Below are 15,385 nucleotides of genomic sequence, written 5' to 3' on the forward strand. Positions count from 1 at the left end.
CGGCTGACATGGGTGCATCGCTGAGCCTCACGCAGGCACGGCGGATCGCACTGGCAGCCCAGGGACTGGACAAAGGACGGCCCGCCGGACCCGTGACCTCACGGGCGGTGGGCCGGACCTTTGCCCGGATCCAACTCGTCCAGATCGATTCGGTCAACGTTCTGGCCCGCAGCCACTTCCTCCCGTTCTATTCGAGGCTCGGCGCCTACGACCGCTCCATCCTCCAGCACATGGCCGGCCGGCACCCGCGGCGCATGATGGAGTACTGGGCCCACGAAGCCAGCTATATCCGCCCGGAACATTTCCTGGACCTGGTGGTGTGGCAGAACCGGAAGTGGGTCGGGGCAGCGGGAATGGACCCCGGGCTGCGCTCCGGTGTGACGGGCAGGGTCCTTGATGCGCTCGCCGACGGCAGGCCCATGACCGCCGCCGAACTCACCGCCAGGCTGGGGCATGTTGAAGACCGCAAGCACGTCAACTGGGGCTGGAACTGGAACGCCGTCAAACGCGTCCTCGAGCACCTGTTCGAGGAAGGGGTCGTCTCGTCGGCCTCAAGGACTGACCAGTTCGAGAGGCAGTACGCACTGACCCGCCAGGTCTTGCCCGGGCATGACCTCGACGCGGTGCCGGATCCGTCGGCCGCCATGGATAGGCTCATCGATGCGGCAGCACAGGCCCACGGGATCGGGACCGTTCGGTGTTTCGCCGACTACTTCAGGACTCCGGTCAAAGCAGCCGCGGCCTCGGTGCAGCGACTCGTTGACGCCGGACGCCTCGAGCCAGTGACCGTGGCAGGCTGGGACCGGAACGTGTACCGGCACGCCGAAGCACGGCTGCCGCGCCAGGCAACCGGCAGGGCGCTGCTCAGCCCGTTCGATTCGCTCGTGTTTGAACGGCGCAGGCTCGAAGAACTCTTCGGATTCCACTACCGAATCGAGATTTACACCCCGGTGGCCAAGCGCCGCTTTGGTTACTATGTGCTTCCGTTCCTTCTGCGGGACCGCATCGTGGCCAGGGTAGACCTGAAGGCAGACCGGGCCGCGGGCCTGCTGCTTGCCAAGGCGTGCTTCGGTGAGCCGGACGCCCCGGCGGACACCGCCGTGGAACTCGCCGCCGAACTCCAGCTGATGGCAGAGTGGCTGGGACTGGACGGCATAGCCGTCTCGCCGGTGGGGGACCTTGCGCCCGCCGTTGCGGCTGCCGGCAACGGCTATCCGCTGTGAGGGAACAGGGGCAACGTGCCATGCGTCTCTCCCGTAGACTAAATCACGCCAGAATTCGGCAGCATGAGACTGGGAGCAACTTCACGTGGCATCACTAATCGAAAAAATTCTCCGCACAGGTGACAAAAAGCTCCTGAGGCAACTGCGGAACTATGCTGATTCCATTAATGCCCTTGAAGACTCGTTCCAAACCTTCACGGATGCGGAACTGCGTGAAGAAACAGACCGGCTCCGCGCGCGCCACCAGGACGGCGAGAAGCTTGATGACCTCCTGCCGGAAGCCTTCGCGGCCGTGCGCGAGGCGTCCTCGCGCACACTCGGCATGCGGCACTTCGATGTGCAGCTCATGGGTGGCGCGGCCCTGCACCTGGGCAACATCGCCGAAATGAAGACCGGTGAAGGCAAGACTCTGGTGGCCACTGCTCCGGCCTACCTCAACGCCCTCACCGGAAAAGGCGTCCATGTTGTCACCGTGAACGACTACCTGGCCGAATACCAGTCCGAGCTGATGGGCCGCGTGTACCGCTTCCTGGGGCTCACCAGCGGCTGCATCCTGGCCAACCAGGACCCGTCTGTGCGCCGTGAGCAATACGCCGCCGACATCACGTACGGCACCAACAACGAATTCGGCTTCGACTACCTCCGCGACAACATGGCCTGGGACAAGTCCGAGCTGGTGCAGCGCGGCCACAACTTTGCGATCGTCGATGAAGTCGACTCGATCCTCATCGACGAGGCCCGCACACCGCTGATCATCTCCGGCCCGGCCCAGGGTGACACCAACCGCTGGTACAGCGAGTTCGCCAAGGTGGTCCTGCGGCTGCAGCCGGAGAAAGACTACGAAGTTGATGAGAAGAAGCGCACCGTCGGGGTTCTCGAAAGCGGAATCGAAAAGGTTGAGGACTACCTCGGCATCCAGAACCTCTACGAATCCGCCAACACGCCGCTGATCGGCTTCCTCAACAACGCCATCAAGGCCAAGGAGCTGTTCAAGCGGGACAAGGACTACGTCATCCTCGACGGCGAGGTCCTCATCGTCGACGAGCACACCGGCCGTATTCTGGCTGGCCGCCGCTACAACGAGGGCATGCACCAGGCGATCGAAGCCAAAGAGGGCGTCGAGATCAAGGCTGAAAACCAGACGCTCGCCACGGTGACGCTGCAGAACTACTTCCGCATGTACGACAAGCTCTCCGGCATGACAGGCACGGCCGAGACCGAAGCCGCCGAATTCATGAGCACGTACAAGCTCGGCGTGGTGGCCATCCCCACGAACCGCGACATGCAGCGGATCGACCAGTCCGACCTCGTGTACAAGAACGAGGTCGTGAAGTTCGAGGCCGTGGTCCGGGACATCGCCGAACGCCACGAGAAGGGCCAGCCGGTCCTGGTGGGTACCACGAGCGTCGAAAAGAGCGAGTACCTCTCCCGCCTGCTGGCGAAGGAGGGCATCCGGCACGAGGTTCTGAACGCCAAGAACCACGCCCGTGAAGCAGCCATCGTTGCCCAGGCCGGACGCAAGGGCGCTGTCACCGTCGCCACCAACATGGCCGGCCGCGGTACCGACATCATGCTGGGCGGCAACGCCGAGTTCACCGCCATCGCCGAGTTGGCGCAGCGCGGGCTTGACCCGGAGGAGAACTCCGACGAGTACGAGGCTGCCTGGCCGGGAGCGCTGGAGGCGTCGAAGAAGGCCGTCAAGGACGAGCACGAGGAAGTCCTGGGCCTGGGCGGCCTGTACGTGCTGGGAACCGAGCGCCACGAATCCCGCCGGATCGACAACCAGCTCCGCGGCCGCTCCGGCCGCCAGGGCGACCCCGGCGAGTCCCGCTTCTACCTCTCGCTGACCGACGACCTCATGCGCCTGTTCAACTCGGGTGCAGCGGAGCGGCTGATGAACAGCTCCGTGCCCGACGACGTGGCGCTGGAATCCAAGCTGGTCTCGCGTGCCATTGCCTCCGCCCAGGGGCAGGTCGAAGGGCGCAACGCCGAGCAGCGCAAGAACGTCCTGAAGTACGACGACGTCCTCAACCGCCAGCGCGAAGCCATCTATGGCGACCGCCGCCGGATCCTGGAGGGCGACGACCTTCACGAAAAGGTGCAGTACTTCCTGGAAGACACCATCAACGCACTGATTGACGAAGCAACCGCCGAAGGCAACGGTGACGACTGGGACTTCGACCAGCTCTGGACCAACCTCAAGACGCTGTACCCCGTCACTGTGACGCCGCACGACGTCATCGACGAGGCCGGCGGCAAGTCGCGCATCACCGTGGAGTTCCTGAAGGAAGAAATCATGTCTGACGCCAAGCTGGTGTATCAGGCACGCGAGGAAGCGATCGGCTCCGAGAGCATGCGTGAGCTCGAGCGGCGCGTTGTCCTCTCCGTCATCGGGCGGAAGTGGCAGGAGCACCTGTACGAGATGGACTACCTGAAGGAAGGCATCGGCCTGCGCGCCATGGCCCAGCGTGACCCGCTGGTGGAATACCAGCGTGAAGGTTTTACGATGTTCCAGTCCATGATGGAAGCCATCCGGGAGGAGAGCGTCGGCTTCCTCTTCAACCTCGAAGTGGAAGTCACGCCGGCCGAGGACGTTGTGGTGGCCGATGCCGCCGGCGGCCACACCGAACACCACGAGCCGCAGATCCGGGCCGCCGGCCTCGAAGCGCCGGAAAAGCCCGCCCAGCTCCAGTACACCGCGCCCCGGGAGGACGGCGGAGCCGAGACCCGGATCGAGGGCAGGGCTGCGGGCCGTTCGGGCAACCCCGCCAAGGCCGCATCGCAGGACCGGCGCGACAAGAAGAAAAAGCGCTAGCCAGCGGATATGACGGAAAGGGACCGGAGCTTCGTGCTCCGGTCCTTTCCTGTTTCCGCGTCAGCCAATCTCCAGGGCTGTGACACGCCAAACGTTTTTGCTGCGTTCCAGCCGGACGGCGACTGCCCGGACCCGCAGTTCATCAATCACCACCGCACTGGCTTCGTAAACGTCAGGCGTCACCCCGCACGCCCGGACAGAGCGGACCGACGCATTGCGGTGAAGCAGCCCCATTTTCCGGGGAGCCCGGCCAGCCACCCGCCGGGTGAGGGCCGCCCGGTGCTGGAGCACGGTGAGGCAGCGCTGGTCCAGCCGCCGTGCCAGCTGGTGGATGGGCCTCGTTCCCGCCAGGACTTCGATGGCAGCCTGGACCGTGGCCCGGGTGATGGCGCAGATCTCACGCGCCTCGTCGCAGGGGCCGGGAACAACCGAAAGCCGCGTTTCAGCCGTTAGGGTTTGCTTGGAATGGCCTTGCGCCGGGCCAGTTTGTCCTGCCGGCGAGGGTGCCGGCGCTGTTCGTTCCGGCACGGGCGGGACGGGTTGAAGAACAGCGTTTCCAGCACGCCGTGTAGGAGTTACTGCAGTCATGATCGGTCCTTCTGGTAGGGCTGGCTTGGGACGGCCGCGGGAGGGGCCGGTCCTTGGGGCGTAGACGGGGAAGGTAGCGCGGAAGAAGCGGGTGCCGGCGCCGCTTACGGCGGAGGCGGCGGCCTGAGGAGCTGGCCCGGGAGAAGGACATTGGGATCGGGGCCGATGACCTTCAGGTTGGCCTGATACCAGAGCGGCCAGCGGGCTGCTACCTCCAGCTCTGAGGCGCTGGGCCCCAGTTCGCGTGCGGCAATGGTCCACAGCGATTCGCCGGCACGTACGGGCACTTCACGGCGGGCATTGGCTGGCTTCGCCGTTGCCCTGGTAGGCAATGAGCTGACGAGGCCGGGCTGCACAACCGGGACGCGTGGCCTCCACTGGGGCTGGAGTTCGCCGGGGTCCGGGACTGATCTTTGGGCGACCCCGTACCCCGCGGAATGGCCGGCGGGCAGGTCCGGCCGCCGCTCCGCCAGGGGACCCCACGCTGCGGAGAGGGACGATCCGTTGTTAGAGGAAAGGGCTGCGGCCGGCAATTCATCCGCCTGGGCAAGCGGTGCCCCGAGGAGCTGGACGCCCACCGTGGCCAACGCCAGCCGGCGCATGAAAACAGGGCTGAACCGCCCCGTGGCGCGGGCGGCAGCGTGATGCCCCGTCCGTTCCAGGAGCGCCGAAGCGAAGGCGGTGGCCAGGGACAGCAGCCACCAGGCGATGACGGTCAGCCCGGCGGCGAGGGCCAGCAGTCCCAGCAGGTCATCGAAGACCAACGCCTGCTGGCGATCCGCGGACCGCCTCCAGTGATTGACGATCCCGGACCCGGTGAGAGCCAGAAAGACTCCGAGCCCCAGAATGACCACCGCCAGGGCAGCCTCCGCCCTCACCGGACGCTGAACCTCTTCCGCCATGACTTCCCCCAATTAGTGTTTGATGCAGTTTGATCCACTTTGATGTGTTTTGCCCTGATGGAGACAGTTTGCAGCAGCTGTATTGAGGTTGTCTATGGAGATAGGAAAGTTTGTGGATTAATTGACCGCCTTCGGGCGCGGGCCTACGCTGGCGCAATGCGATGGAATGCACTTTTTCAGGATCTGGAGCAGCAGCTCGCCGAAGCCGGGGTCCTGGGCATGGAGTCCGAGATTGCCGAGCGTTCCCGGGCTGACACGGCCGCCATTGCGCTCGATGACAGGCTGCGGGGATCCGTGGGCTGCCACGTCGGCGTCCACCTGAATTCGGGGCCTGTCTTTGCCGGCACGCTCAGCCATGCGGGGTCCGAAAGCCTGGTCATTGAAGAGCCGACGCACCAGGTGCTGATACCTTATGCCGCCGTGGGTCACTACACCGGCCTCGGGCGGTTTGCAGTGGCCGAGGTATCCATCGTGCGCCGGAAACTCGGCCTTGCCAGCGCGCTGCGGGGGCTCGCAAGGGACAGGGCAGAACTTACCGTCCTGCTGGCAGGCCGGTCACCGGACCTGCAGCTGCCGGGCGTAATCGACAGGGTGGGGCGGGATTTCTTTGACCTCGCACTGACATTGCCCGGCGAAGCGCGCCGGGCCGGCCGCGTTGCCGACGTGGCTACTGTGCCGTTCCAGTCGCTGAGTGCGCTCCGCTCACGGCGCGGCGGGGAACTCTGACGGCCCTCCCGTGCTCAAACGGACTTGGACTTTGCCTCTTGAATCATGCGGCTTGCCTCGGCGTAGCGCTCTTCGATGTACTGCTCAAGCATCTTTTCCTCGACACGCCACTGGCCGCGGCCACCCACCTGGATTGCCTTCAGTTCGCCGCTCCGGACGAGGGCATACGCTGCCGGCGCATTGATCTGAAGCTGTTCGGCTACATCTGCAAGCGTAAGGAATCGGGGCATAGTCCAATTGTGCCACCCTTGGTATGGATGATGCGGTTATCCACAGTTTGATGTTGTTTGCCTGAATACCTTTCCGATGGAGCAGGAATGCCGTAACAATGTTCCTGACCGGCGCGACTGAAGCGCCAAGGCGTCAAGGGGGAGCAGTACGCATGAGTGCAAGCACGGCGGCCACCGGAGCCCGGCTGAAGAAGCCTTCCTGGAAGGATCCGAGGCTCGTGGTGGGTGTGCTCCTGGTCCTCGCCTCCGTCGTCGGAGTCGTTGCCCTCGTCGGCAATGCGGACCGCACCACCGAGGTATTTGCCGCCCGTGAGCCAATCGCCGTTGGCCAGAAACTCACGCCGGAAAACATCAGCCGGGTCAAGGTGCGCCTGGGCGACGTCGAGGCGCATTATGTCACGGCGGAGTCCGGTATTCCCGAAGGCCAGGTGGCCGTCCAGCGGATCGCCAAGGACCAGTTGGTTCCCCGGGAAAGCCTGGGCAGCGTCGATGCACTGGACCGAAAGCCGGTGGCTGTCACCGTCCAGGAGGCCCTGCCGGAACAGGCGGTGGCAGGAACCCGGGTCGACGTCTGGGTCTCCATGCCTGACGCCCGGAACGGCTTTGCCGAACCAAAGCTGCTGCTACCCGGTGCGGAGATCGCAGAGGTCTCACAAGGATCCACCGCTCTCGGGGCTTCGAAATCCACCGTCCTGATGGTCCTGGTGGGGGACGGGCAGATGGCCTCGCTCCTCGGCGCGCAGGCTAACGAGGCCAAAATCTCCGTGGTGTGGAATCCCGGCGGGGCCACCAAGTGAGCATCCCCGTAGTCACCGTCGGTGAGTCGCAGGAGGATCTGGTTGGCGGACTCGAGCGGCTCCACGGTCCAGTCACTGTGGTCCGGCGTTGCGCGGAGCTCGCGGAGCTGCTGGCCGCCTGCCAAAGCGGGCTGGCCCGGGCCGCCGTTGTTGCCGAGGGAAGTCCGGACCTGACTGCCACGCTGGTGGACAGGCTCGCCGCCGTGGGCGTGGTCATCATTGCCCTGACTGACAGCCCCGAGGAACGGTTGAGGCTCCGCGGCATCGGAGTCACGGCGGCGCCTTCGAGCGTTGCATCCACGGCACTGGCGGAGAGTATCGCCGACGCCGTCAGCAGGCATGCCGGTCCGGGGGCAGCAGGGCTGAATCCCGCCGCCGGCTCCGCTTACAGCACGGGTCCCGCCTACAGCACGGGCTTCGCCGATGCCGGCGCGGCCCTTCGCCCGGAGGCTGTCGACGCCGAACCGGAGCCCGCGCAGGCCGGAACCGGCAGGGTCCTGGCGGTGTGGGGGCCGGCCGGCGCGCCTGGCAGGACACTGGTTGCCGTCAACATCGCAGGGGAACTCGCTGCGCAAGGCAAGTCAGTTCTGCTGGTTGACGCCGACAGCTATGGGGCCAGCGTCGCCGGCGTCCTCGGGCTACTCGACGAAGCGGCGGGTCTGGCCCAGGCCTGCCGGCTGGCTGACCAGGGACTGCTGGACCGGGAAGCGCTGCTTCGCATCGCCGTTCCGGTGACAGCCACGAGCGGGACTTTCCGGGTACTGACCGGAATAACCCGGGCTGACCGCTGGACCGAGCTGCGCGCGGCCGCGCTCGCGCTTGTTTTGGGCCGGGCGCGTGAGATGGCCGACGTCATTGTGGTCGACACCGGGTTTTGCCTTGAGGCCGACGAGGAGCTGAGCTTCGACACCATGGCGCCGCGGCGCAACGCCGCCACGCTCAGGAGCCTTGAGCTGGCCGATTCGGTGATCGCCGTTGGGTCAGCGGACCCCATCGGTGTTCCCCGCCTTGTCAGGGGGCTGGGGGAGCTCGAAGGCTCGCTGCCGGGGGTCAGTCCCGAGGTGGTGCTCAACAAAGTGCGGGCCTCGGCCGTGGGCCGTTCCCCGGAACGTCAGCTCCGCGAGGCATGGGACCGGTTCGGCCCGGCGTCGGGCATTAAGGCCTTCCTGCCGTGGGATCCCGACGCAACCGACGCGGCGCTGCTGTCCGGCTCGCTACTGCTCGAATCGGCACCGGAATCCCGGCTTCGGGCGGCCATCGCGGAAATCGTTTGTGCACCTGTCCAGCAAAAACGCCGATCCTCTGTGTTCTCTTCCACAGCAAGGCGGAGACTGACGGACTAGGCTCACGGTGAGGGCTGCAAGGAAGCAGCCGCAAACTGTGTGATGGAGGCGTGTGTCGATGTCGTCTGGGTCCAGCGTGGAGGATCAGTCCCGTTCAATCGGAGCCGAGGAAGGCTTCTTTGCGGACTACTACGAGCATCTGGCGGAGGAGGATGCGCGCGCTTATCCGCATGAGCTCCTGCAGGCCCGGGCCGAGACCCACCGCGCAGTCGGTTTTGAACGCCGGCCGGGGACTGCCAACATCTCCATCGTTCCCGAGGGCGACCGCAGCGTTGTCTACATCGTCACCGACGACATGCCTTTCCTGGTGGATTCCGTTAACGCCGAGCTGGTCCGCCAGAATTCGGCCATCCACCTCGTGCAGCACCCGATGTTCGTGGTCACGCGCAACCGCGAAACCAACGAGCTTGTCAAGGTGGACAGGGTCCCGTCCAGCATCGGCTTCTCCAGCGGTGACACCGCGGCACTGCCCGTCCTGTCCCACCTGATTGCCCAGGGCGACAACGCGTCCCACATGGAGTCCTGGATTGCCGTCGAGATCGGCCGCGCCAGTGACGAAGCCGCCGGGCAGCTGCAGGAAGGGCTGGAACGGGTCCTCGGAGACGTTCGGGCCGCCGTCGAGGACTGGCCGAAAATGCGCAACAAGGCACTGCAGATCGCCAAGGATCTGGACAAGGTGGCGCATCCCACGCAGATCGCAGAGCTGCGCCAGGCCCAGGACCTGCTGCGCTGGCTGGACGAGGGCAACTTCACCTTCCTCGGCTACCGGGAATACGACCTGGTCAACGAGGAAGGCGAGGATGTCCTGGAACTGCGCGAGGACAGTGGCCTGGGCCTGCTGCGGGCGCACCACGATACCCACCAGGTGCAGCACCTCACCGACGCGGGCCGGCGCAAGGCCCGCGAAAAGCGTGCCCTCGTCATCACCAAGGCAAATTCCCGCTCAACTGTTCACCGGCCCGCTTACCTGGACTACATCGGCGTGAAAAGCTTCGATGCCGCGGGCAATGTCAACGGCGAACAGCGCTTCATCGGACTGTTTGCCACCAGCGCCTACACCGACTCCGTGCGCAATATCCCGATTGTCCGGGAAAAGGTCGAGGCCGTGCTGCGCGGCGCCGGTTTCCCCCCGGACTCGCACTCCGGGAAGGACCTGCTGGGCATCCTGGAAACGTACCCCCGCGACGAGCTCTTCCAAATTGAAGTTCCCGACCTTGCCGCGACGGCAATGGGAATCCAGCGGCTGCAGGAACGGCGCCGGACCCGGCTCTTCCTCCGGCCGGACATCTACGGACGCTTCATGTCCGCGGTCGTCTACCTCCCCCGCGACCGGTACACCACCAACGTCCGGCTGAGGATCGAGCAGGAACTCCGCGAGACCTTCCGCGCCGAGTCCATCGACTATGAGGCGAGGATGACCGAATCCGCCCTCGCCCGCCTGTTCTTCCGGATCCGCCTGCCCAAGGGCGCGGACGTCAGCCACGTCAACACCGATGCCTTGGAACAGCGGCTGGTCCGTGCCGCCCGGTCGTGGAGTGAAGGGATCGCCGAGGTACTCCGCGAGCGCGGCGCCGACGACGGTGCCAATGAACTGGCAGCCATCTGGGCCGAGGCCTTCCCCGCCAGCTACCGCGTCGACTACGAAATTGAAGATGCCCTCGAGGACATTGCCCGGTTTGAACAGTACGGGGCCGAAGCCGAACGCGTGGCCGGCGCCCGGCAGGAGCGGCCGGGAGTCCATGTCTACCTTCCCGAAGGCGCAGGCGCCACCCTCGAGGAGGACGCCAGGGTCAAGCTGTACATGCTGGAGCCGAAGAGCCTGAGCCAGATCCTGCCCTACTTCCACAACCTGGGGCTGGAAGTACTGGACGAGCGGCCGTTCGAGATCGAGACCGCCGACCGCCGGGACTTCTTCCTCTACGACCTCGGACTGAAGTACCCCGCCGGCGTGGACCCGGTGTCCACGGGCCGGCTGCTGGCGGATTCCTTCGGCGCGGCCGTCTCCGGTGCCGTCGAATCCGACAGCTTTGACCGGCTGGTGCTTCGCGAGGGCATGACATGGCGGCAGGTCATCGTGCTGCGGGCGTACGCAAAGTACATGCGGCAAATGGGCAACACCAACTCGTTTGAGTTCATGGCCGACACCCTGCTGGCCAATCCGGAGGTCACCCGCGGGCTCAGTGCCCTGTTTGAGGCACGCTTCGATCCCGCGCTGACCGAGCTGGAGCGGACCGAACGGCAGGAAAAGGTCCGTGCTGAGCTGGCGGCGTCGATCGATAATGTCGCTACCCTGGACGCCGACCGCGTGGTACGGACGTTCACGAACCTGATCGAATCAACGCTGCGCACCAACTTCTACCAGGACAAGCCGCACCTGAGCTTCAAGCTCAACCCCTCAGCCATCGAAGGGCTGCCCTTCCCGCGGCCCATGTTCGAAATCTGGGTTTACTCCCCCCGGGTGGAGGGCGTTCACCTGCGCTTCGGCAAGGTGGCCCGGGGCGGGCTCCGCTGGTCGGACCGGCGGGAAGACTTCCGGACGGAGATCCTGGGCCTGGTCAAGGCACAGACAGTCAAGAATGCCGTGATCGTTCCAACGGGCGCCAAGGGTGGCTTCTTCGCCAAGCGGCTGCCGGATCCCGCGAAGGACCGGTCGGCCTGGATGGCGGAGGGCATCGAAAGCTACAAGACGTTTATACGGGGACTGCTGGACGTCACGGACAACCTTGTGACGGGAGCCGACGGCGAACGGCTCGTCCCGCCGTCGGGCGTTGTACGGCACGACGGCGACGACTCTTACCTGGTGGTCGCTGCCGACAAGGGCACGGCATCCTTCTCTGATATTGCGAACGGCCTGGCCGCCGACTACGGGTTCTGGCTGGGCGACGCCTTCGCCTCCGGCGGTTCGGTGGGGTACGACCACAAGGCCATGGGCATCACCGCCCGGGGTGCCTGGGAGTCGGTCAAGCGGCACTTCAGCGAGCTGGACCTGGACACGCAGTCCGAGCCTTTCACCGTAGTCGGCGTCGGCGACATGTCCGGGGACGTCTTCGGCAACGGAATGCTCCTGTCCAAGCACATCCGGCTGCTCGCGGCGTTTGACCACCGGCACATTTTCCTCGACCCGAACCCGGACGAGGCAAGCTCCTACGCGGAGCGGCAACGCCTGTTCGAGCTGCCCCGGTCGTCCTGGGACGACTACGACAAGAGCCTGATCAGCGAAGGCGGCGGCGTCTACCCCCGTCAGGCGAAGTCCATCCCGGTCTCGCCGCAGGTCCGGTCCGCTCTTGGCCTGCCTGAGGACACGACCCAGCTCAGCCCGCCCGAACTCCTGCGCGCCATCCTGCTGGCCCCGGCCGACCTGCTGTACAACGGCGGCATCGGCACCTACGTGAAGGCAAGTTCGGAGACGCACGCCATGGTGGGCGACAAGTCCAACGACGCCATCCGGGTGGACGGCCGCGACCTTCGCGTCAAGGTCGTGGGCGAGGGCGGAAACCTCGGCATGACGCAGCGCGGCCGCATCGAAGCGGCGCTGCAGGGCGTCATCCTGAACACCGATGCCATCGACAACTCCGCCGGCGTGGACTGCTCCGACCATGAGGTCAACATCAAGATCTTCGTGGACCGGATGGTGGCCGCCGGCAAGTTCGACGCCGCCGAGCGCTCGGATTTCCTTGCGGCCATGACCGACGAGGTGGGACGCCTGGTTCTGGAAGACAACATCGACCAGAACATCCTGCTCCTGAACGACCGGCAAAAGGTTGCCGAATGGAGCCCGAGCTACGAGCGGCTGATGGACTGGCTGGAGAAGACGGCGGACCTGAACCGTGACCTGGAGGCGCTGCCCTCCACCGCTGTTCTGCGCGAGCGCCTGGAACAGGGGCAGGGCCTCACGTCCCCCGAGCTGTCGGTGCTGGCCGCCTACGCCAAGATTGAACTGGCCACGGCCCTGCGCGACAGCGACCTGGCCGACGACCCGTGGTTCCGTGCGACGCTCCGGCAGTACTTCCCCGTGCAGCTGCGGGAGAAATTCGACGCCGAACTGGACACCCATCCCTTGCGCCGGGAAATCATCGCAACGGTCGTGGCCAACGACATGATCAACCTGGGCGGCATCACGTTTGCCTTCCGGACCATGGAGGAGACCTCGGCGAGCGAGGTGGCTGTCGCCAAGGCGTTCGTGGCACTGCGGGAAATCTACGAACTCGACGTCATGGTGTCCGAGCTCAACGAGCTTCCGGCGTCGTTCCCCACTGAGCACTGGAGCACTGTCCACCTCGATATCCGGCGGCTGCTGGACCGCGCGGTGCGGTGGGTCCTGGCCCAGGGCAGCGCGTCACGGCCCATCGCCGACATTGTCGCCGAGTTCAAGCCGCCGATGGAACCCATGCGGGCCCGGCTGCTGGACTACCTGCGCGGCGACGACCGTGAGCGCGTGGCTTCCTGGCTTGAAAAGGCCCGGTCCTGGGGCCTGCCCGAGGATCTGGGCCACCGCTGGGCCGAGCTGTTTGAGAGCTTTGTCCTGCTGGACATCGCGAAAATCGCGCACAGCCGCAAGGAGCCGGTGGAGGACATCGCCCACGTCTACTACACGGTGTTCAACCGGTTCCACGTGGACTCACTGCTGGAGCGGATCAGTTCGTTGCCCCGGGCGGACCGCTGGCAGGCCCTGGCCCGTGCCGCGCTGCGCGATGACCTTTACTCGACGGTCTCCGACATGACGACGGCGGTCCTGGACTCGACCGACGGAGGGTCGCCGGCGGAGGACAGGCTCAAGGCCTGGGAGCAGCTGAACGCGGAACACTTGGGCCGCGCCAAGAGCATGTTCGATGAGGTCAATGCCCTCGAAGCGGACGACATGGCCTCGCTCTCGGTAGCATTGAGGCTCCTGAGGTCAATCGTCCGACGCTAGGACATTCGGTCCCGCCGTCGAAAAACTGGAGGTGCAGTGGCAATCTTTACGGACCCCATCAGGGAACACGCTGATTTCGGGCCGGGGGATGCCGAGTGGCTGCACCTCCTGGTGGGCGACTGGCAGATGGTGGCCGACCTCGCGTTTGCCGACCTGGCACTGTGGTTCCCCCATCCGGAGCACGGGTACGTTGCCCTGGCACACGTCCGGCCCTCCACGACGCATACGGTGTTCCACGCCGACTTCGTCGGGGAGGGCATCCGGTCGGACCTGCAGCCGCTGGTGGACAAGGCGTGGGAGAGCCGCACCATTGAGCGTTCCAGCGAGACGAACTGGAGCAGCGACATGGCGCTGCGGGTCGAGGCGGTGCCGATGGTCAGGAACGGCCGGACGCTGGCGGTGGTCACCTCCCACATGGACCTCTCGAGCTCGCGCATGCCGTCCAGGCTGGAGCTGACCTACCGCCAGTGTGCCTATGACCTGCTGCGCATGGGCACACTGGGTCTCTGGCCCGACTTCGCCTCGCCGACCGGCTCCCGCCGCGGCGCCCCGCGCGTGGGCGACGGCCTGATCCGTCTCGACGCCGAGGGGATCGTCCAGTACGCCAGCCCGAACGGGGTCTCCGCATTCCGGCGCCTCGGCGACGGCGAATCACTCGAGGGGCGCTCGCTGGCCGAGGTCACGGCGGGCCTGCTGAAGGACCGCCGCATGGTGGACGAGACGCTGCCGCTCGTTGTCACCGGGCGAATGCCGTGGCGCAGCGAGATTGAATCCCGCGGCGTGAGCCTGTCGCTGCGTGCCATCCCGCTCCGCGACGAGCAGCAGCGCTTCGGTGCGCTCGTGCTCTGCCGTGACGTGTCGGAACTGCGCCGCCGCGAAATGGAGCTGGTGACGAAGGATGCCACCATCCGTGAAATCCACCACCGGGTCAAGAACAACCTGCAGACCGTTGCCGCACTGCTGCGCATGCAGTCCCGCCGCATGGTCAGCGACGAGGCAAAGCAGGGCCTCGAACAGGCCATGCGGCGCGTGGCAACGATTGCCCTCGTACATGAGACGCTCTCGCAGGGGCTGACCCAAAGTGTCGACTTCGATGAGCTCATCGGACGGCAGTTCCGCCTTTCCGCGGAAGTTGCCTCACCGTCCCAGCAGGTGCGGACGCAGCGGTCCGGGTTGTTCGGCGAGCTTCCCAGCGACTTCGCGACGCCGCTGGCGCTGGTCATCAACGAGCTTGTCACCAACGCCGTCGAGCACGGGCTGGAGGGACGCACCGGCACCGTGTGGCTGCTTGCCGACCGCTCGGAAGGTGACGACGGCGAGGAGCTGCTCACAGTCACCGTAGCGGACGACGGTGTTGGCCTGCCGGAGACGCCGCACGTGGAGGGCCTCGGTCTTCAGATTGTCCGGACGCTGGTCACCAGCGAACTCGGCGGCACCATCCAGTGGAAGCCCCGGGATGGCGGCGGCACTGCGGTGCAGATTGTCCTGAGCCTGGCGAGCCGATAAAACAAAAAAGGCGACGGCCGCGGACCTCGGGTCCGCGGCCGTCGCCTTTCGCTCTGCGTTTACTGCTCTGGTGCTTTGTGCCGTATCAGGAAGCGCGGCGGGCCCTGGCGGCCCGGCGCTTCAGTGCACGGCGCTCGTCCTCGCTCATGCCGCCCCACACGCCGGCATCCTGTCCGGACTCCAGCGCCCACTGCAGGCAGGTGTCAACGACAGGGCACCGGCGGCAGACGCTCTTGGCTTCTTCGATCTGCAAGAGCGCGGGGCCAGTGTTGCCTACGGGGAAAAACAGCTCCGGGTCCTTGTCGAGGCAGGCCGCGCGATTACGCCAATCCATGCTGATCAG

The 15,385-nt window shown here is 65.8% G+C and carries 11 protein-coding genes; 7 read left to right on the plus strand and 4 right to left on the minus strand.

The features are described 5' to 3' along the window. Nucleotides 1-8: 8 nt before the first annotated feature. Together ACFVTE_RS05200 and secA are read left to right on the plus strand one after the other, a co-directional pair. The gene (locus ACFVTE_RS05200) at nt 9-1,223 is read left to right on the plus strand and encodes a winged helix-turn-helix domain-containing protein (RefSeq protein ID WP_387097790.1); all 1,215 of its coding nucleotides are present in this window, start codon (nt 9-11) and stop codon (nt 1,221-1,223) included. 85 nt (nt 1,224-1,308) lie between these two features. Next, nucleotides 1,309-4,038, plus strand: coding sequence for a preprotein translocase subunit SecA (gene secA, locus ACFVTE_RS05205; protein ID WP_387097793.1), 2,730 nt, complete (start codon nt 1,309-1,311; stop codon nt 4,036-4,038). Nucleotides 4,039-4,098: 60 nt separating this feature from the next. Here the strand turns inward: secA and ACFVTE_RS05210 are convergent, their stop codons facing one another. Beyond that, nucleotides 4,099-4,626, minus strand: a complete 528-nt coding sequence (locus ACFVTE_RS05210) for an Rv3235 family protein (protein WP_387097796.1) — start codon at nt 4,624-4,626, stop codon at nt 4,099-4,101. Nucleotides 4,627-4,730: 104 nt separating this feature from the next. Next, a complete protein-coding gene (locus ACFVTE_RS05215) occupies nt 4,731-5,528 on the minus strand; it encodes a LysM peptidoglycan-binding domain-containing protein (RefSeq protein ID WP_387097799.1) in 798 nt (265 codons plus the stop codon). Between the two features lie 156 nt (nt 5,529-5,684). Here ACFVTE_RS05215 and ACFVTE_RS05220 point away from each other — a divergent pair, with 156 nt between their 5' ends. Continuing rightward, nucleotides 5,685-6,254 (plus strand): hypothetical protein, encoded by a 570-nt coding sequence (locus ACFVTE_RS05220; RefSeq protein ID WP_387097802.1) that lies wholly within the window; start codon nt 5,685-5,687, stop codon nt 6,252-6,254. Between the two features lie 14 nt (nt 6,255-6,268). Here ACFVTE_RS05220 and ACFVTE_RS05225 read toward each other — a convergent pair whose 3' ends face one another. Then, on the minus strand, nt 6,269-6,484 hold the full coding sequence (locus ACFVTE_RS05225) for a helix-turn-helix domain-containing protein (protein WP_043419585.1): 216 nt from the start codon (nt 6,482-6,484) through the stop codon (nt 6,269-6,271). 152 nt (nt 6,485-6,636) lie between these two features. On the opposite strand from ACFVTE_RS05225, the gene ACFVTE_RS05230 reads away from it, so the two are divergent. Genes ACFVTE_RS05230 through ACFVTE_RS05245 form a run of 4 tightly spaced genes read left to right on the plus strand, consistent with a single transcriptional unit; the run spans nt 6,637 to nt 15,042 of the window. After that, on the plus strand, nt 6,637-7,281 hold the full coding sequence (locus ACFVTE_RS05230) for an SAF domain-containing protein (protein WP_387097806.1): 645 nt from the start codon (nt 6,637-6,639) through the stop codon (nt 7,279-7,281). Beyond that, nucleotides 7,278-8,624: a CpaE family protein gene (locus tag ACFVTE_RS05235; RefSeq protein ID WP_387097809.1), complete on the plus strand. Its 1,347-nt coding sequence runs from the start codon at nt 7,278-7,280 to the stop codon at nt 8,622-8,624. The genes ACFVTE_RS05230 and ACFVTE_RS05235 overlap by 4 nt, the downstream gene beginning before the upstream one ends. Nucleotides 8,625-8,682: 58 nt before the next feature. Next, the gene (locus ACFVTE_RS05240) at nt 8,683-13,536 is read left to right on the plus strand and encodes an NAD-glutamate dehydrogenase (protein WP_387098332.1); all 4,854 of its coding nucleotides are present in this window, start codon (nt 8,683-8,685) and stop codon (nt 13,534-13,536) included. A 36-nt stretch (nt 13,537-13,572) separates the two neighbouring features. Then, nucleotides 13,573-15,042 (plus strand): sensor histidine kinase, encoded by a 1,470-nt coding sequence (locus ACFVTE_RS05245; RefSeq protein ID WP_387097812.1) that lies wholly within the window; start codon nt 13,573-13,575, stop codon nt 15,040-15,042. An 85-nt stretch (nt 15,043-15,127) separates the two neighbouring features. Here ACFVTE_RS05245 and ACFVTE_RS05250 read toward each other — a convergent pair whose 3' ends face one another. After that, on the minus strand, nt 15,128-15,376 hold the full coding sequence (locus tag ACFVTE_RS05250) for a WhiB family transcriptional regulator (protein WP_003804966.1): 249 nt from the start codon (nt 15,374-15,376) through the stop codon (nt 15,128-15,130). Nucleotides 15,377-15,385: the final 9 nt, after the last annotated feature.

This window comes from Arthrobacter sp. NPDC058097, assembly GCF_042884885.1.
Lineage (GTDB): Bacteria > Actinomycetota > Actinomycetes > Actinomycetales > Micrococcaceae > Arthrobacter.